Annotated in this window: 15 protein-coding genes; 8 read left to right on the top strand and 7 right to left on the bottom strand. The window is 41.5% G+C overall.

The annotated features are described in order from the left end of the window. Positions 1 to 33: 33 nt before the first annotated feature. The 3 genes from B9Y67_RS11370 to B9Y67_RS11360 all read right to left on the bottom strand — a co-directional run bounded on the left by B9Y67_RS11370 (position 34) and on the right by B9Y67_RS11360 (position 3,756). Positions 34 to 2,142, bottom strand: coding sequence for a TRAP transporter permease (locus tag B9Y67_RS11370; protein WP_085506844.1), 2,109 nt, complete (start codon positions 2,140 to 2,142; stop codon positions 34 to 36). Then, complete coding sequence (locus B9Y67_RS11365) at positions 2,126 to 2,650, bottom strand: DUF1850 domain-containing protein (RefSeq protein ID WP_176223978.1); 525 nt, start codon at positions 2,648 to 2,650, stop codon at positions 2,126 to 2,128. The genes B9Y67_RS11370 and B9Y67_RS11365 overlap by 17 nt, the downstream gene beginning before the upstream one ends. A 98-nt stretch (positions 2,651 to 2,748) precedes the next feature. After that, on the bottom strand, positions 2,749 to 3,756 hold the full coding sequence (locus B9Y67_RS11360) for a TAXI family TRAP transporter solute-binding subunit (protein WP_085506842.1): 1,008 nt from the start codon (positions 3,754 to 3,756) through the stop codon (positions 2,749 to 2,751). Between the two features lie 309 nt (positions 3,757 to 4,065). Between B9Y67_RS11360 and B9Y67_RS11355 the strand changes: the two genes are divergently transcribed. The 5 genes from B9Y67_RS11355 to B9Y67_RS11335 are packed head-to-tail and all read left to right on the top strand — an operon-like array spanning position 4,066 to position 9,325. Beyond that, on the top strand, positions 4,066 to 5,616 hold the full coding sequence (locus tag B9Y67_RS11355) for a spore germination protein (protein WP_085506841.1): 1,551 nt from the start codon (positions 4,066 to 4,068) through the stop codon (positions 5,614 to 5,616). Continuing rightward, entirely contained in the window at positions 5,613 to 6,830 is a 1,218-nt protein-coding gene (locus B9Y67_RS11350) for a Ger(x)C family spore germination protein (RefSeq protein ID WP_085506840.1), read from the top strand. Before B9Y67_RS11355 ends, B9Y67_RS11350 begins: the two co-directional genes overlap by 4 nt. 6 nt (positions 6,831 to 6,836) lie before the next feature. Then, entirely contained in the window at positions 6,837 to 7,070 is a 234-nt protein-coding gene (locus B9Y67_RS11345) for a hypothetical protein (RefSeq protein ID WP_085506839.1), read from the top strand. Positions 7,071 to 7,101: 31 nt separating this feature from the next. Next, the gene (locus tag B9Y67_RS11340; protein WP_085506838.1) at positions 7,102 to 8,238 is read left to right on the top strand and encodes a GerAB/ArcD/ProY family transporter; all 1,137 of its coding nucleotides are present in this window, start codon (positions 7,102 to 7,104) and stop codon (positions 8,236 to 8,238) included. Continuing rightward, on the top strand, positions 8,225 to 9,325 hold the full coding sequence (locus tag B9Y67_RS11335; RefSeq protein ID WP_085506837.1) for a GerAB/ArcD/ProY family transporter: 1,101 nt from the start codon (positions 8,225 to 8,227) through the stop codon (positions 9,323 to 9,325). The genes B9Y67_RS11340 and B9Y67_RS11335 overlap by 14 nt, the downstream gene beginning before the upstream one ends. Positions 9,326 to 9,344: 19 nt before the next feature. Here the strand turns inward: B9Y67_RS11335 and B9Y67_RS11330 are convergent, their stop codons facing one another. The 3 genes from B9Y67_RS11330 to pyrH all read right to left on the bottom strand — a co-directional run bounded on the left by B9Y67_RS11330 (position 9,345) and on the right by pyrH (position 11,698). Further along, a complete protein-coding gene (locus B9Y67_RS11330; protein WP_085506836.1) occupies positions 9,345 to 9,785 on the bottom strand; it encodes a hypothetical protein in 441 nt (146 codons plus the stop codon). 203 nt (positions 9,786 to 9,988) lie between these two features. After that, positions 9,989 to 10,882 (bottom strand): D-amino-acid transaminase, encoded by an 894-nt coding sequence (gene dat, locus B9Y67_RS11325; RefSeq protein ID WP_085506835.1) that lies wholly within the window; start codon positions 10,880 to 10,882, stop codon positions 9,989 to 9,991. Between the two features lie 75 nt (positions 10,883 to 10,957). Further along, positions 10,958 to 11,698 (bottom strand): UMP kinase, encoded by a 741-nt coding sequence (gene pyrH / locus B9Y67_RS11320; protein ID WP_085506834.1) that lies wholly within the window; start codon positions 11,696 to 11,698, stop codon positions 10,958 to 10,960. Positions 11,699 to 12,163: 465 nt separating this feature from the next. Here pyrH and B9Y67_RS11315 point away from each other — a divergent pair, with 465 nt between their 5' ends. The 3 genes from B9Y67_RS11315 to B9Y67_RS11310 all read left to right on the top strand — a co-directional run bounded on the left by B9Y67_RS11315 (position 12,164) and on the right by B9Y67_RS11310 (position 15,324). Then, positions 12,164 to 13,441, top strand: coding sequence for a helix-turn-helix transcriptional regulator (locus B9Y67_RS11315; RefSeq protein ID WP_085506833.1), 1,278 nt, complete (start codon positions 12,164 to 12,166; stop codon positions 13,439 to 13,441). A 1-nt stretch (position 13,442) separates the two neighbouring features. Beyond that, a complete protein-coding gene (locus tag B9Y67_RS20695) occupies positions 13,443 to 13,583 on the top strand; it encodes a hypothetical protein (protein ID WP_176223977.1) in 141 nt (46 codons plus the stop codon). A gap of 178 nt (positions 13,584 to 13,761) precedes the next feature. Continuing rightward, positions 13,762 to 15,324, top strand: coding sequence for an IS1182 family transposase (locus B9Y67_RS11310; protein ID WP_085505220.1), 1,563 nt, complete (start codon positions 13,762 to 13,764; stop codon positions 15,322 to 15,324). Positions 15,325 to 15,477: 153 nt separating this feature from the next. On the opposite strand, the gene B9Y67_RS11305 is transcribed toward B9Y67_RS11310, so the two are convergent. Next, positions 15,478 to 16,824 carry a TrkH family potassium uptake protein gene (locus B9Y67_RS11305; protein WP_085509158.1) on the bottom strand — a complete coding sequence of 449 codons (1,347 nt, stop codon included), beginning with the start codon at positions 16,822 to 16,824 and terminating at the stop codon, positions 15,478 to 15,480. Between the last annotated feature and the right edge of the window lie 103 nt (positions 16,825 to 16,927).

Here is a 16,927-nt window from a genome sequence, read left to right as displayed (position 1 = left end):
AACAAAAGCAGCCTGCACGCGCAGGCCGCTTTGTTATGCTCTTGCCTTTCTTCCTCTTCTTTCCACTGGCACGCCAAGCTTATCTCGTTTAAGCAGAAACTGCAAGCCAAGGATAAGAGCGAATGCGGATAGACCAATAACATCAGAATAACCGCCAGGATAAATTAATGTCAGTCCGCCTGCTAAAGAAATGATCCGCTCAAACCACATCAGTTCACGGAACCAGTAGCCGATTAATCCGGCACCAATAGCAAGCATTCCACAAATAGCGGTAAAAATGATCCATAACAATTCTGTTGTTGTTGTATCAATCATCAATAGCTTCGGTTCTAATACAAACATGTACGGAATGATGAAGGCAGCAATTGCAAGTTTTGCGGCATTCACCCCGGTTCGAATCGGCTCTGAGCTTGCTACCCCGGATGCAGCGAATGCAGCAAGCGCTACCGGAGGCGTAATGTCTGCCACAATTCCGAAGTAGAACACAAACATGTGCGCCGGCAGGTCAGCTATTCCGAGCAGGATAAGAGCTGGTGCGGCAATCGTAGAAGTGATGATGTAGTTCGCCGTCGTTGGGGAACCCATCCCTAATATAATAGCCGCAAGCATCGTAAAGAATAGCGTCAACAGAATTTCCCCATTGGCTAATGACACTAAGCTGTTTGCAAGCTTCAAACCAAGTCCGGTTTTAGTGACGACTCCGACAATGATACCAGCAGCTGCTGTAGCCGCTACTACACCTAGGGCTGTGCGGGCCCCATCAACTAAAGCCTCGATCGATTCTTTGAAATTTCCATCAAAAAGATAACTGACCAGGATGGTTACAATTGTAGCTGTAACCAGCGAACTAGTAGCTGAAAATCCGCCTGTAAGTGAGCCATAAAGCCCCATCCCTACGGCTACGACACCAAATACGATCGGATATATTTTTCGGAATTTTTCTTCTCTCATCATACCTACCAGGATAGTAGTAAGAATTCCATAAATAGCAGCACGCATAACACTTAGACCACTGCTCAAATAGAAAACGATAGCCACAATTGGCAGGAGGAGATAAATTTTCTTGAAAACTTCTTTCCTATCCGGCATTTGATCATCTGACAATCCACTTAAGCCAGTACGCTTCGCTTCAAAGTGGGTCATGATCCAGACACCCGTAAAATATAGCAAAGCGGGTATTGCAGCAGCCTTAGCGATACTCCAGTAATCCATTCCGATGAACTCAATCATAAGGAACGCCGCGGCACCCATGATTGGAGGCATTAACTGACCACCTGTAGAGGCAGCAGCTTCTACCCCACCGGCAAATTCACGACGGTACCCTAACCGTTTCATCATTGGAATTGTGAAAGAACCGGAAGTAACAACATTGGCAACAGAACTACCACTGATTGTGCCTTGCAAGGCACTGGAAAAGATGGCGACCTTTGCAGGACCCCCTGTCCGCTTCCCGGCAAGTGTTACGGCCAAATCATTGAAGTACTGTCCGACCCCGGTCTTCACTAAAAAAGCACCGAATAATAAGAACAGGAATATGAAGGTGGATGATACCGCGATTGGTGTGCCCAGGATACCTTCTGTTGTGAAGAACATCGACTGCACCAGACTGTCCAGGTTAACACCACGATGAATCAAAAAGCCTGGCATTTGTCTTCCCCAATAGGCATAGACAAGGAAAAGCGCGGCAATGATTGTAATCGGCAAACCAACTGCTCTTCTTGTCGCTTCCAAAACGAGCAAAACAGCTAACAGGCCAACATAAAAGTCGAGTGTAGTCATGTCACCAGCACGCGTAATAATATCTTCATAAAATAGTGGCCAGTAGGCACCTACCCCAAAACCAAGTATAGCAAGGACTAAATCATACCAAGCTATTTTCCCTTTGATACGGTTTTTCTTTGTTGCAGGGAATAAAAGAAATATTAATACCAAGCCAAACCCTACGTGTATGGATCTATGAATCTGGGCAGGCAGCGGATTGAGTGTGGTTGTATATAATTGATAGATGGAAAATGCTAATAAGATAAAAAATACGATTTTTGCCAAGAGACCGGTCAATTCACGCACGGAAGACTCTGGATCGTACTTCTGCATGATTTCCTGTTGTTTTTCTGTAGATAGTGTCTCATCTTTCTTGCTCATGCACGTTCACTCCTCTCAAAAGTTCCCAGTTGTTGATATAGAGGGGCTGAATACGAACGATTGTCCCGCCATCTACATAGTCCTTCAGTGCAAACTGCAAGTCATTGTAGATGATCCTATGGTTCGCTTTAACCTGTCCGACGGAAAGATCGATGTAATCGTGTTCTCCCTTTAACCCTGTTATATAATACTTTCCATCTTTTAATTCAAAAGCTTCTCCCTCTGATGCATTCCCAGGCATCCCTACTGCTGTATCTTCGTAAATCAGCTGGACTGGTATCAGTTTATCGTCTTTCACTTTGTATTCCTCTATAACATCACTTAGATGAATCGAATGCGTAAATTTGATTTGAAAATGCTCACTTTCCTTTAAGGGAACAAAAACCGCAAATTCCTCTGTCTGTTTATTCTGGAAGGAAAGGACATATTGGCAGGGATAAAATAACCAAACAGCAAGACCGGCAAAAACAAGAAATATTATGAAACCTGCTGCTATTCCCCTATTCATATCTGCTCTTCGCATTCCGAAAATCCTTTCTCACAAGAAAAGATAGACCGATATCATATCGGTCTATCACAAGCCATAATCCTCTTTAAGGCTTTTCATTATTCGGCAGAAACGCCCGCTTCATCGAAGTATTTTTGTGCACCGGGATGTACGTCAATGCCAACACCCTTAAGGGCAGAATCAGCTGTAATCACTTCACCTTTACTATGTGTGATTTGATCCGTGTTTTCAAAAATAGCTTTCGTGATTTCATAAACAGTATCTTCATCCATATCAGAAGTTGTAACAAGCATTGCTTGTACAGCAACGGTCTGGATCGCTTCATCTAATCCGTAAGTGCCTTCAGGTATTTCATCTTCAGAATAGAAAGGTACCTTATCCATCAACTCCTGGATTTTTCCATCGCCGAATTTCACGATGTTGACATCCGTAGTTGCTGCAAGACTTTCTACCGCACCTGTTGGGGTACCCGCAGTGATAAATGCAGCATCAATAGATCCGTCCTGAATTCCGGAAGTTGAATCACCAAATTCCAAATCGCGCTTCTCGATGTCATCCATCGTCATATCATGGATTTCAAGAATGTTCTCAGCGTTCGCGTACGTACCGGATCCTGGTGCACCGACAGAGACGACTTTTCCTTTCAAGTCTTCCACTGTCTCAATGCCAGTATCTTTTGTGGTTACGATTTGAATTGTTTCCGGATATAGGGTCCCGATCGCCTGAATGCCTTCGATCGGCTCATCAAACATTACTTCGCCGTCTGCTGCATAGGAAGCAATATCTGTCTGTGTAAATGCCAATTCTCCATCGCCATCACGCAATTTTTTCATATTTTCTACAGACGCGCCAGTAGAAACTGCGTTAGCCTCTGCTCCATCTACATTCGAGTTGATGATCGTAGCGAAGCTTCCTCCAAGCGGGTAATATGTACCTTGAGACCCGCCAGTCAGAATGTTCATGAAGGATGCGCCGCCTTCATCGCCGCCACCTTCATCTCCTCCGCCTTCTTCACCGCCGCCAGCTTCTCCACCGCCGCAGGCAGCAAGGAACAAGGAAAGCGTTAACAACATCGCCATAGTTAAAAACCAATTTCTTCTTTTCATGATTAGCCCCCTCTTTCAAATAGTTGCTTAGTAAAATAATGTTAGCAAAAATTGATGAAATATTCAAACATTTCATCGGGTTTCTGCATAGGTTTCTTGCAAAAAGTGATACTTATGCAGCATATATATTCTACTATAAAAAACAGGAAATTCAAACTAAAACAAAGCAATCGCTTACTTGTAATTTTTTTCTCTCACTTTCAAATATTTCTATAGATAACGAAAAGCTCCTGCATTCCCACCTTATAAATAAATTAACCATAGATGTACACACTAAAAGGTAAAGGACCGAGTGAAGGAGCAAGTTCCATGAAACGGCGCAAAAAGAACCGGACACCAAAAGAAGATGTTCAACTGGACACCAGCCTGGCGAGAGCAATCAGCAGCGATCTTGATAGTAACCTGGCCTTCATAAAGGAAACTTTAGGCAACGGCTCCGATTTGGTTACAAGACGAATGACTCTAAACAAAAAAGCCAAAGCCAGCGGGGCTGTCATTTACATTGATGGACTGGTGGATAAAAATACGGTACAGGATTTTATCCTCGAAGTTGTCATGGTAGAAGTACCATCTGAGGATTTATCTATCTCACCTATTTATGAAGCAATAAAAGATTCCACCCTCCCTATCGGGGAAATATATGAGCTGAAACAAATGGATGAATTAATACTCCGGCTTCTTTCCGGAGAAACAATTGTAGTGCTCGACAATGAAACCAGAGCGATTGCAGCAAGCACAAAAGGCTGGAAAGACCGTGGTGTACAGGAAACCACCTCAGAAAGCGTCATTCGTGGTCCTAAAGAGGCTTTTACAGAGACTTTAAGAACGAATACCGCCATGGTGCGAAGAAAGATCAAAGATCCAAAGCTTCGCATAGACGCCAAGAAAGTAGGAAAAATGACAGTGACGGATGTCAGTGTCATTTATATACAGGATACAGCTGAAGAAAGCGTGGTGAAAGAAGTACATGCCCGATTAGATAACATCGATATCGATGGTGTGCTCGAAAGTGGCTATCTGGAGGAATTCATTGAGGACCCTCCCTATTCTCCTTTTCCAAAAGTTTATTATACGGAGCGTCCCGATGCGATTGCTGCCGGGCTGTTAGAAGGTAAAGTGGCGATCATTACAGATGGAACGCCTAATGTATTGCTCGTACCTGCCTTGTTCGTAAATTTCATGCAGTCAAGTGAAGATTATTATCAGCGCTACGATATCGGAACATTCATCCGTCTGTTGCGTTTATTCGCTTTTTGTATCGCTTTATTCATGCCATCTTTGTATATTGCTATCACGACGTTTCATCAGGAAATGATTCCTGCTCCTCTATTGATCAATTTGGCTGCCCAGCGGGAAGGTGTCCCTTTTCCTGCTTTTGTGGAAGCTGTCCTCATGGAAGCTACGTTTGAAATTCTCCGCGAAGCAGGGGTCCGGCTGCCGAAAGCTGTCGGTTCCGCCGTATCGATTGTTGGAGCGCTTGTATTGGGAGAATCAGCTGTCCAGGCAGGTCTTGTATCACCTGCTATGGTCATTGTAGTAGCAATTACTGCAATCAGCAGTTTCGTCTTCCCTTCCTATAATATGGCTATCCCTGTTCGGATGCTGCGATTTTCTTTGATGATTTTAGCCGCAACTTTTGGGCTGTATGGTATCATCCTTGGCTTAATTGCACTAGTTCTCCATCTCTGCAGTCTACAGTCATTCGGAGTTCCTTATATGTCTCCGCTTGCTCCTTTGGTACCTAAAGATCAAAAGGATGTGCTCGTTCGCTTTCCTCATTGGGGATTGTTATCGAGACCTTCCTCCACCTCTCATCAAAACGAAAAACGGACCAGCGGTCGAAAGGGGAATGGAGAATGAACAATAATTTCTCTTTTCTTCCTATTAGCAAACGGCTGTTCATCACTCTAGCTTGTCTATTATTTCTCACGGGATGCTGGAACAGCCGGGAACTGGACGACCTTGGTATAGCGGTAGCTTTGGGTATTGATAAGACACAGGAAGGAAACTACTCGCTTGTGGTACAAATGATCAATCCTTCTGAAATTGCTACAGAAGCTCCTTCAACACGCCCGCCGGTATCTCTTTATCAATCAGAGGGGGAAACCATTTTTGAAGCATTGCGAAAAATGACTTTGAGTGCACCGAGAAAAATTTATATGTCGCAATTACGATTATTAATAATCGGACCTGGCCTGGCCGAAGAAGGAATCTTACCTACACTGGACTTACTGTACCGGGATCCTGAATTTCGAACCAGCTTTTTAGTGACCGTAGCTAAAGATATCGAGGTGGAAGCTCTTCTTAGTGTCATAACGGCCTATGAGAAAATCCCAGCCAACAAAATCATGGATAGTATTATAGCAGCTGAATCCCACTGGGCTGCAACTCATGGGGTTTATATCGACCAAATCGTCTCAGATATAAGGAGCCCAGGGAAAAGTCCGATACTGACAGGTATTCTTTTAGAGGGAAGTGAAGAGGCCGGGAATAATATCTCCAATGTAGAGAACGTCGATTCTCCTGCTCGTATCCATGTTGACCACCTCAGTGTTTTCAAAGGTGACCGGATGCTTGGGTGGCTGAACGAAGATGAAAGCAAAGGCTATAATTATATCCTCGGGAATGTAAAAAGCACCTTGATCAATTTTCCCTGTGAAGAGAAAGAAAGTGGAAAGATAGGAATAGAAATTTTACGGACTAACGCCGCTATTGATGCAACAAAGACAGGCAGCAACCCCAGTATCACTGTGACGTTGGAAGCAGAAGGGAACGTGGGTGAAATCCAATGCGACTTGGATTTGACAAAACCGGAAACCCTTCAAGAGATTGCTGATAAAGCTGAAGAGGATATCAAAACGAAAATATCTGCAGCAATTACAGCTGCCAAGGAGCAGTATCAAACCGACATCTTCGGGTTTGGAAATACGATTGCCAGAAAAAACCCGACTTATTGGAAAGAGGTCGAAAAGAACTGGGATGAGCACTTCAAGGAAACAGTGGTAAAAGTGGAAGTGAAATTAGATATCAGAAGAAAAGGAACAATTGTACAGCCAGTTCAAAAGAAAGGATAGTGTGTGATGTGGCCGATTTTAGGTATTCTATCTGTTTCAACTGCCGTTTTTTTCATTGAAGTTCCTAAACTAAGAAAGAAGGATAAAAAGAAAGATTTAGTATATTTTTGTATATTCTTAGCTGCCGCCACGATTGTCAGCATTTTAGAGAGTATGGGTAAAAATCTGTATAACCCACTTGATTTGATCCAGGCTTTCTATGCTCCTTTCAATGCGTGGCTGCAAAGCATATTCCCTTGAATCTTTAAATGGAAAGTGAGGGTGGACAGTAATGGACAACAATGTAATCAGCCCACGTCAATTCATGTACCTTGTCATTCTGTTCCTAATCGGAAGCTCCATCCTCATCGTTCCTACCCCTTTAGCAAAATCAGCAGATCAAGATGGTTGGATAGCTTCTTTTCTGGGGATGAGCATAGGAGTGCTTTTCATCCTTCTTTACCATAAAATAGCAGTCACTATTGGAGATAGAACCTTTATTGAAGCTACCATTGATGTTTTTGGAAAATGGTTTGGGAGAGTCATTTGTTTTTTTCACCTTGCGTTCATTTATATCCTGGCATCTCTGGTATTGAGGAATATAGGAGATTTCATGACCACTCAAATCCTTGAAGAAACACCGCTTCAATTCACTCATATTCTGTTCATGCTTGTGGTGATTCTGGGTGCCCGTTTAGGAATTGAAGTGATTGGAAGATCAGCAGAGATGTTCATTACCTGGATTTCCCTGCTGCTACTTTTCCTATTCCTATTTCTTACCCCACAATTGGAGATGGATAATGTCCAGCCTATGTTCGGCAGTGGGATAAAGTCTATGATTCAAGGTTCGTTTACGGTTATGAATACCCCAGTTCTTGAAATGGTAGTTTTATTGATGATTTATCCAAAAGTAAAGGAAAAAACAAAGGCAAGGCAGGCTTGGCTTTTAGGGTTACTTATCGGAGGAGGATTTTTGTCGATGATCACCCTTTTCAGCATCCTTGTGCTTGGCAGTGATTTGACGGCGTTGAATGAGTATCCGGTTTATGAACTGGCAAGCAAAATCAACATTGCAGGATTTTTAGAGGGAATCGAAATCATCGTTGCAATTGTATGGATGCTCACCATATTTTTCAAGCTGATCATTCTTTATTATGGAGCGGCTTTAGGGATTGCTCAATTCTTGAATATAGAGGATTACCGGGTATTATTGCTCCCTTTAGGCATGGGACTTATCGTCCTGTCTATCATTGTGTATCCGGATGTAGCTTACTTTGAAACATTTGTCCGAAATGTCTTTCCCTATAAAATAATGCATGGGCTCTTACTGCCATTCCTGCTTTTAATTGGAGCATTAATTAAAAAGAAAACTAATCTTAAAGGGAAGCCTGCCCTAAAAGGAAAGGTAGACAGAAATGTACAGGAATAACACAATCAGCCCGCGTCAATTCATGTATTTAGTCATCCTTTTTACAATTGGAAGTTCTATCCTTATTGTGCCCGGTCCATTAGCAGCTGGGGCACAGCAAGACGGATGGATTGCTGCCTTGCTTAGCTTAGCTGTCGGCATGTTATTGATATTCTTGTATCATAAAATCGGTATCCTGTATGAAAACAAAACATTTATAGAGGTCACCATCGATAGTTTTGGCCCCTGGATTGGAAGAGGCATCAGTTTGTTTTACATTTTATTCATCTATATCCTTGCCGCACTGGTACTAAGGAATATTGGTGATTTCATGACCACTCAAATCATGCCTGAAACACCTTTGCAATTTACTCTTATCCTTTTTCTATTAGTTGTCATTATGGGAGCTCGTTCAGGCATAGAGACCATCGGGCGTTCTTCTGAAATGTTCATCAGCTTTATCGTCCTGCTTCTGTTTTTCTTATTCTTGTTTGTAACACCCCAGATAGAAACAGATAACTTTCAGCCAATCTTTGGAAGTGGCCTGAAGCCGATCATTAGTACCTCTTTCACCATGCTTGGTACTCCTATTCTTGAGATGGTCGTTTTATTAATGATCTATCCCGAGGTTAAAGAAAAGAATAAAGCAAAATACGCCTGGGTTTTTGGAATGTTGATTGGCGGTGTTTTTTTGACAATGATCACCCTCCTAAGCATTCTCGTTCTCGGAAGCGATCTTACAGCTTTGAATGCTTATCCAAGTTATGAGTTGGCGAGCAAAATTAATATTGCAGGTTTTTGGGAAGGGATCGAGATTATTGTTGCTATCGTATGGATGGTGACTATCTTTTTCAAATTAATCATCCTGTATTACGCCTCCACAAAAGGAATCGCTCAATTTCTTTTGATTGACGACTATCGCACCTTATTATTGCCTTTAGGGATGGGAATGGTCGTTTTAGCGATTGTCGCTTATCCAGATGTCGCTTACTTCGAAAATTTTGTAGGCACTTCGTGGTTCCCATACGCCTTGACCCATGGCTTGTTTATTCCAATATTGGTGTTAGCAGGAGCGCTTATAAAAAGAAAAAGGAAGTCTAAGAAATAGACATCCATTATTTAATAATTTATTCGCGCTCCCATTTTACACGTTGAAGCCCATTCATTTTCAGATCTTCTTCTATCTCTTCTTCCAAGGATAGCTTCCTTAATATCTGTCCCTCATTCAGGGGTACAGCAACCGGTCCTTCTGTTTTGACTAGTTCGCGGTCTGCCAGTTTTTCCGCGAGCTTTTCCCAAAATACTTGCTCATCATAATTTTCAATGTAACGGGAGAGCAGTCTGGACTCATAATCTACATTTAAGTCTTTACAATCGATTTCCTCGTTCTCTTCAATCAACCCTTCCATCCCAGCTTCCTTATAATACTGGAACACATGATCACGAAGCGCTTCAAATTCTTCATCCAATTCTTCTCTTGTAGTGTTGATCATCCAGCCACTTAAAAACAAGGTTTCTACAAGCTTTTGATACTGCAATGGAGTTAAATCCAACTGAAGTTTCTTCATCATCATTTCCTCCTTTATATGTGCTGCTCTTTCATTGTACAGGAGAAACCATAGCCTGTCGCCAAGTCCTGACTGCGAAAGCCTAAGTGTTTCTTATACTTTAATACTTTCACATGATTAAACTTTCTTAAAATACAAAAAAGGCGCCCAATAATAGTTTGGCCGCCTCTGCTTATTTAATGACTTTTTTTATATTGCTAATACTAGGCGTTTTGTCTTTCCACCCTTTCAAACAGTGAATTTGCCATGGGAATTCCTGCATCTTGTTCATAGGCATGCTGCAGTTCTCGCGTAATCTCACCAGGTATGCCGTTTCCTATTTTCTTACCGTCAAACTCAATGATTGGTGTAATTTCTGCCGTACTGCTGGAGATGAACATCTCGTCAGCATATTGGATATCTTCTACACGGAATGCATCTTCAACGAACGGAATATCTAAATCACGGCAAAATTGTTCTACTCGCATTCGTACGCAGCCATGAAGAATGTTTTCTTTTGCCGGATGGGTATAAACTTTTCCATCACGAACGAGATAGGCATTCGAAGAGCTTCCTTCTGTCACCAGACCGTCCTTATGCAATATCGCCTCTACACAGCCTTTCTCTTTTGCTTCCTGTTTGGCAAGCACATTGGGGAGCAGGTTCAAACTCTTGATATAACACCAGTCCCAGCGAAGGTCTTTATGTGAGATAACAGATCCGCCACTCTTCATTACTTCTAGGTTTCTCGGCAGCTCTTGAGCATACGCGTAAAAGTTAGCTTCAACATCTGCCGGAAAAGCGTGATCCCTGGCAGCTGAACCGCGAGTAACTTGCAGATACACTTTCGCATCCTTATCTACCAAGTTTTTTTCTAATAGTTGATCCAGTAACTCTTTCAGTTCGTTTTTTGAAAATGGAAGAGCAATTTTAATTGCCTCTGCTGAGCGGAATAACCGATCAACATGTTCATTCAGCAGGTAGTAGCTGCCACCATAAACGCGGATCACCTCATAAACGCCATCGCCAAATTGCAATCCTCTTTCCTCAAAGGGATAGCTCAGTTCATCGTGATTTACAAATTCTTTCCCTGACAAAATGATTGGCTTGATTGCCATGTACTCTCTCTCCTTTACCATTAAAGCGTATCTTATATTATAGTCTCCCAATTCGCACGGATTTTATAGAATTTCCTATGCATCTTCTTTCAGGGTGGAAGGATGATTGGATACAATAGTTCCGACATCTCTCCCTGAACATAATTCCTTCATGATACCCGGGTGGTCAAAATTGAATATATGCACGGGTAACTGATGGTCCCTTGCTAACAGCAATGCGGTTTGGTCCATCACCTGAATGTTTTTAAGTAATATATCATCATAATTCAAGTTCGTATACATTTTCGCTTTGCAATTTTTATTAGGGTCAGCTGTAAAGACTCCGTCTACTCCTTGCTTTGCTACCAGGATGGCATCACAATTCAGTTCCACAGCACGCTGGACACCTGGATAGTCTGTCGTCACAAACGGCTGGCCATTACCTCCCGCACATATGATTAAATAACCTTTCGCCAGGTGATGCATGGCTTTAAGACGTATATAAGGTTCAGCCACCGCAGCAATCGGTACGGACGTCATTACTCTGACTTCCTGATTGGTTTTACTTTTCAAGACACCCCGGAGCATCAAACTGTTGATGACCGTTCCCATCGTCCCGATATTATCCGCTTCTACCCGGTCGATCCCCCAGGCTTCCGCCGTCCGGCCTCTGAAAATGTTTCCTCCGCCGACTACTATTGCTACCTCGATCCCTGCATCTATAAGTGATAATATCTCATTGGCTATATGGTTTAAACGATCATGGTCAAAGTTTTCATTATTATTTCCACCTAACGCACCGCCACTGATCTTAACTAAAACGCGCTGGTACCTCATACCATTTCCTCCTATTCTCCTGGGCCAAACATGCAGCAGAACTTCCTGGCATACAAAAAAAGAGCACGGCTGGATATGCCTATGCTCTCCTGTAAATAAAGGAACGATAATGACCATGTTGACCTGCATGTTGTATTCTCCAAGGCTGTTTCATCAAGATCGCTCCTTACTTCTTCAGATTTGTTCAACCATTATAGCATATTCAGAATTTTTGAAAAGGATAACTTTTTACCCATGTTTCTTTTTAACGGTTAATAGATATATACACCTTCTAAAAGATGTAAATAATTGGCGGGTTATAAGAAAAAAGATTTAACAAGTAGGTCTTTTCACCTGTTTTTCATGATAGTTTTCTCACAAAAACCGTAAGGAATATTTCCTTTTTTCCTGTTTTGGTATAATATGAAAATAATTAAGACTCGATATTCTGAGTCTTTTGAATAAAAAACACGATGGGGTCTGATTATGCACATTGGTAATCGCATTCAAATCATGAGAAACAATCGGAAGCTAACCTTAAAGCAAACAGCAGACACTATTACTTCTTCCAGCTATCTGGCTAAAATTGAGGAAGGCAACTACCCTCCCAGGCCGCATGTGTTGCAAGCATTAGAACGAAAATTCGAAGTACACCCGGGGTTTCTGACGAATTACGAACAACGGGATGAGGATGCGGAATATATTCTGCGTCTCCTGCTCTCCAACATAGTGCTTCACCCGGATAAGGCGAAAGAAGTTATTGAAGTCATTGAAGAAAACTACTTCGAATACCTGTCACCGATCAGTCTCGAAGCCACCTATCTCTGCTTGAAATGTGCTTATTACTACAAAATCAATGATACGAAAAATGCCATTGACCTTTATGAAGAATACATCATCAACTATATGGATGAAACTGAACTTCGCTCTTATCCAAAGCTGGTAAGAGAAAGCTTCAACTATATGATGGCACTCAAGACTTTTTCAGAGAACATGATCAAGGAAAGCACTTATTATATGGAAATGTTTGTTGATTCTGTAGAGCAGGGAGCTATGAAAGCTGCAGTCATTTATAACATTGCTTTGTTATATGGTGAATTGAACTTACATAGTAAAGCAATCCAGTTCGGCTTAAAAGCTAAGTTCATGTTTGAATATACAAAGAAATATGAAACTCTATTATGCAAAACAAATAATCTTTTAGGAGTTCAACATCTATATATTGAACAATACGAAGAAGCCCTACAATACCTTAAACAGGCTGAACTAACAGCTCAAAAGTACGATTACAATCATTTACTTGCAGATATCTACTATAATAAAGGGCTTGTATACAAACAGCTTGAAGACTTTATAAATGCTGTTAATTTTTTAGAGAAATCTATAAACATTGATATTGAAGAAGAAAGCAGTTCTATATGGGAAACTTATAATACCTTAATGGATATCTATTTAAAAACAAATCAAGATATTCGAGCAGAAAACTTATTTGATATTGTATCAAATAAAGAAATGTTTGAATCTAATTATATTATCTATTTCGTTGAATTCATTTTGAAATTCAAAAAGGATGATGATTACCTTTCTAAGTTGTTCTCAGCAATTGAATGTTATGAGAAATCGAATAAGCATTCTGTGCTGATAGATGTTTACAAAACTCTTGGAGATCATCACTTCCAGGGGGGTAATTATAAACAATCAAGTATGTACTATCAAAAGACACTACATGCTACCAAAAAAATTAATTGTGGAGGAGGAGTTTAACGTGAAAAAAGCGACAAAATTGGTTCTAGTATTGGGATTGGCTGCTGTGTTCGGTCTTGGTCTGGCTGAAAGTAATGTACAAGATGAAGCTGCTGACAAACCTCGCGTAGGCGGTCTTAACTCAATCGAAATCACTGATTAATATTAATTATGAAAAAGAACGAGGCTGGGACAAAACCCAGTAAATTAAACGGAAAGTGGTCGGCATCAAAATGATGCCGACCACTTTTTTATGGTTTTCTTTTATTTTCAATAAAGAAAATAAGGACAACCTCTGATAAAATTAAAGTTACCACACAACAACCATCGGAGGTGTCCTTATGTTTAAACAGTATAACATGAACCAAGTAATCTTGCCTATGGATGTGGAAATGAAACTTCAAGATAATGATATCGCCTATGCCGTGCATGAGTTGGTGGAAAGTATTCCGGATGAAGCCTTTTCAGCATTCCTGCGTGACACGGGATGCCCGGCGTATCACCCACGCATGATGATGAAGGTCATTTTATGCGCCTACACCCAATCCGTGTTCTCTGGAAGAAAAATCGAAGGGCTACTCAAGGATAGTGTGCGTATGATGTGGCTGGCTCAAGGTTATGAGCCCAGCTATCGAACCATTAATCGGTTCCGTGTCCACCCCGCCGTCAAAGATCTTCTTCGCCAGAGCTTTGTCCAGTTTCGTTCCCGACTGGTTCAAGAAGATATCATTGATGCGGAAGCTATTTTTATTGATGGAACCAAGATAGAAGCAAACGCCAACAAGTTTACGTTCGTCTGGCGTAAGGCCGTCGAAAACTACAGCGACAAGCTAATAGAAAAGTCCAACCAAATGTATGATGAATTAGTGGAAAAGGAAATCATCCCTGAAATAGAAAGGGAAAATCCGGAGGAATTATCGGTCGACGAACTTTCTGATATAGCCGAAACATTAGATGAAAAAGTCGAAGACTTGAACCGGAAAATTGAAGAAAGCGAAGACACAAGTGAACGAAAACAAATTCGTTCCGAACGCAAAGAACCGAATCAGGCCAGGAAACAGTTCAGAGACTTTGCGGCGCGCAAGCAAAAATATGCGAACGACATGGAAATCTTCGGGAAAAGGAATAGTTATTCGAAGACAGACCACGATGCGACATTTATGCGGATGAAAGATGATTATATGAAGAATGGGCAATTGAAAGCCGGCTATAATATCCAAGTTGCGACGGAAGGTCAATACGCCCTCGCTTATGATATTTTTCCGAACCCCACAGATATGCGTACCTTCGGTCCTTTCCTTGATCGGATCGAACAGGATTACTTTGAACTTCCGAACTACATCGTCGCCGATGGGGGCTATGGGAGTGAAGAAAATTATGAAGATGTCCTGGAAAACCGGGAGCGTGAGCCTCTGATTACATACAACTCTTATCGTAAAGAGAAGACGAAGAGCTTTCAAAAAAATGCCTTCCACTCCGCGAATTGGTCATACAATGAAGAAGAAGATTCCTATACGTGTCCTAACGGAAAACAAGTGACGTTCCGTTACCGATCCCAGAAAACCGATCGAAACGGTTATACTCGGGAGTTCAAAGTGTACGAGAGCGAAGATTGTACGGGATGTCCGCTCCGTTCCCAGTGCACGAAGGCAAAAGAAGGGAACAATCGAAAAATCTATTATAATGAAAAGTGGGAGCAACAAAAAAATACGGTGAGAGAGAAGCTTTCGGATGAGAAAACCGGCGAACTCTACGGCAGACGCAAAGTAGATGTAGAGCCAGTTTTTGGATTTCTGAAGGCTAATTTGCGTTTCACTCGCATGTCCGTTAGGGGCAGCGATAACGTTGAAAATGAATTAGGTTTTGCCTTTTTGGCCGTGAACTTGAGAAAGTACACGGCCTGAAACGGAAACCGTCTAACCAATTATGAGATTGACTCAGTAAAAAAGGTTCCGGTCATCAAAATTCGATAATCGGAACCCTTTTTTTACTATTTTCGGCTAGTTATGTCCCAGACTCGTTCTTTTTTGATTTCTATTCGTCCAATTCAGAAAGTACTAGCCGACAATCACCCGCTCTTTTGGAAAGTGGTAATGTTCTTTAATTTCCTGCCCTCGAATGATGAATAAGAAAGAAAAAATACCGACCCTTCCGATAAACATCAACATCATAATTACGAATTTACTGCCCGTACTTAATTCTGGAGTAATTCCCATCGATAAACCAGTAGTCCCGAACGCAGAGGAAACTTCAAATATCATTTCTATTAATGTGAATTTATCTTCTATATGCGCGATGGTAATGAGAGCCAAGGCACATAATGTTACAGCCGTCATAATCACCACATAAGATTTCAATATATCCCGGTCATGAATTTCACGATCAAAAATTTTGATCGTTGTTTTTCCCCGGGCAAACATATACAGCGTTAAAAGGGCTATGGCAAAAGTGGTCGTACGAATTCCTCCGCCTACACTGCTTGGCGAAGCTCCGGTAAACATTAATAAAGAAACTCCAAGTAAGGTCGGGATGCTAAATTCGCTCACATCCATCGTGGACACGCCCCCACTTCTGGATGTCACGGATTGGAATAAAGAATAGAATAGGCTCTCGTGCCAGTTTTTATCTAAGAAAAAATCTCCTGCCTCCGATAAAAAGATAAATATTGTTCCTACTATAATTAAAAGAAAGAAAGTAAAAGTAGTCAGCTTCGTGTAAAGAGAAAAGCGGTAATTCTCCCCCTTATATCCAAGGAATTCTTTAACCTCGATTAATACAGGGAAGCCAATAGCTCCCAAAATGATCAATAACATATTAATGATTTGAACAAAATAATCTTCTGCAAATGGTTGGAGCGAACTTCCAGTGATATCAAATCCTCCATTGGTTGTAGCACTCACTGCACCAAATGCCCCTTGCAAATAAGCTTCCTGCCAGGTCGGAAAATAATTAAGATAATAAGTCCCTAAAATAAGAAATCCTATAAATTCTATGGTCAGCAATAAAATTAAAATTTGACGGAGTAATTTGACAAGGCCAGCTGTTTTAGACATGTTCTGGTCTGTCATAATCATCTGTCGCTCCATAATCCCGACTCGATGACCAAACATCATCCAGATAAATGTCCCAAGGGTCATAATACCGACGCCGCCGACTTGAAGAATGCATAATAATAGGACATGGCCAGTCGTACTGAACGTTTCCGCAGTTGATACTGCTGTAAGCCCCGTAACGCTTACAGCACTTACTGCAGTAAATAATGTATCTACAAAGCTGATATTTACACCCGGTCGATGGGCGACAGGCAAACTCAATAACAACGTAGCAATTATAATAGCAGCTAAGTAATATAATACAATCAACTGAACCGAGGTAAATCTATGTATCCGATCAAGACTCTTCATTTTTGGGTCGTATAACTTCATCACAGTTCACAGCTCTCTATAAATTTTTATCCTGCTATCGTTTTACGCACTATATATTTACCTCATTCGCATTCGTGTTAAC

This window comes from Thalassobacillus devorans (genome assembly GCF_900176565.1).
GTDB classification, from domain to species: domain Bacteria; phylum Bacillota; class Bacilli; order Bacillales; family Halobacillaceae; genus Thalassobacillus; species Thalassobacillus devorans_A.
Note: the sequence above shows the minus strand (reverse complement) of the source record. Positions and strands in the feature narration are given on the sequence as shown.

Bases quoted from the DNA above. Each gene is read 5' to 3' on its own strand.
- B9Y67_RS11360 (WP_085506842.1), bottom strand. From the start codon at position 3,756: ATGAAAAGAAGAAATTGGTTTTTAACTATGGCGATGTTGTTAACGCTT.
- B9Y67_RS11350 (WP_085506840.1), top strand. From the start codon at position 5,613: ATGAACAATAATTTCTCTTTTCTTCCTATTAGCAAACGGCTGTTCATC.
- B9Y67_RS11310 (WP_085505220.1), top strand. From the start codon at position 13,762: ATGTTTAAACAGTATAACATGAACCAAGTAATCTTGCCTATGGATGTG.
- B9Y67_RS11365 (WP_176223978.1), bottom strand. From the start codon at position 2,650: ATGAATAGGGGAATAGCAGCAGGTTTCATAATATTTCTTGTTTTTGCC.
- dat (WP_085506835.1), bottom strand. From the start codon at position 10,882: ATGGCAATCAAGCCAATCATTTTGTCAGGGAAAGAATTTGTAAATCAC.
- B9Y67_RS11340 (WP_085506838.1), top strand. From the start codon at position 7,102: ATGGACAACAATGTAATCAGCCCACGTCAATTCATGTACCTTGTCATT.
- B9Y67_RS11305 (WP_085509158.1), bottom strand. From the start codon at position 16,824: ATGAAGAGTCTTGATCGGATACATAGATTTACCTCGGTTCAGTTGATT.
- B9Y67_RS11345 (WP_085506839.1), top strand. From the start codon at position 6,837: ATGTGGCCGATTTTAGGTATTCTATCTGTTTCAACTGCCGTTTTTTTC.
- B9Y67_RS11355 (WP_085506841.1), top strand. From the start codon at position 4,066: ATGAAACGGCGCAAAAAGAACCGGACACCAAAAGAAGATGTTCAACTG.
- B9Y67_RS11335 (WP_085506837.1), top strand. From the start codon at position 8,225: ATGTACAGGAATAACACAATCAGCCCGCGTCAATTCATGTATTTAGTC.
- B9Y67_RS11330 (WP_085506836.1), bottom strand. From the start codon at position 9,785: ATGAAGAAACTTCAGTTGGATTTAACTCCATTGCAGTATCAAAAGCTT.
- B9Y67_RS11370 (WP_085506844.1), bottom strand. From the start codon at position 2,142: ATGAGCAAGAAAGATGAGACACTATCTACAGAAAAACAACAGGAAATC.
- B9Y67_RS11315 (WP_085506833.1), top strand. From the start codon at position 12,164: ATGCACATTGGTAATCGCATTCAAATCATGAGAAACAATCGGAAGCTA.
- pyrH (WP_085506834.1), bottom strand. From the start codon at position 11,698: ATGAGGTACCAGCGCGTTTTAGTTAAGATCAGTGGCGGTGCGTTAGGT.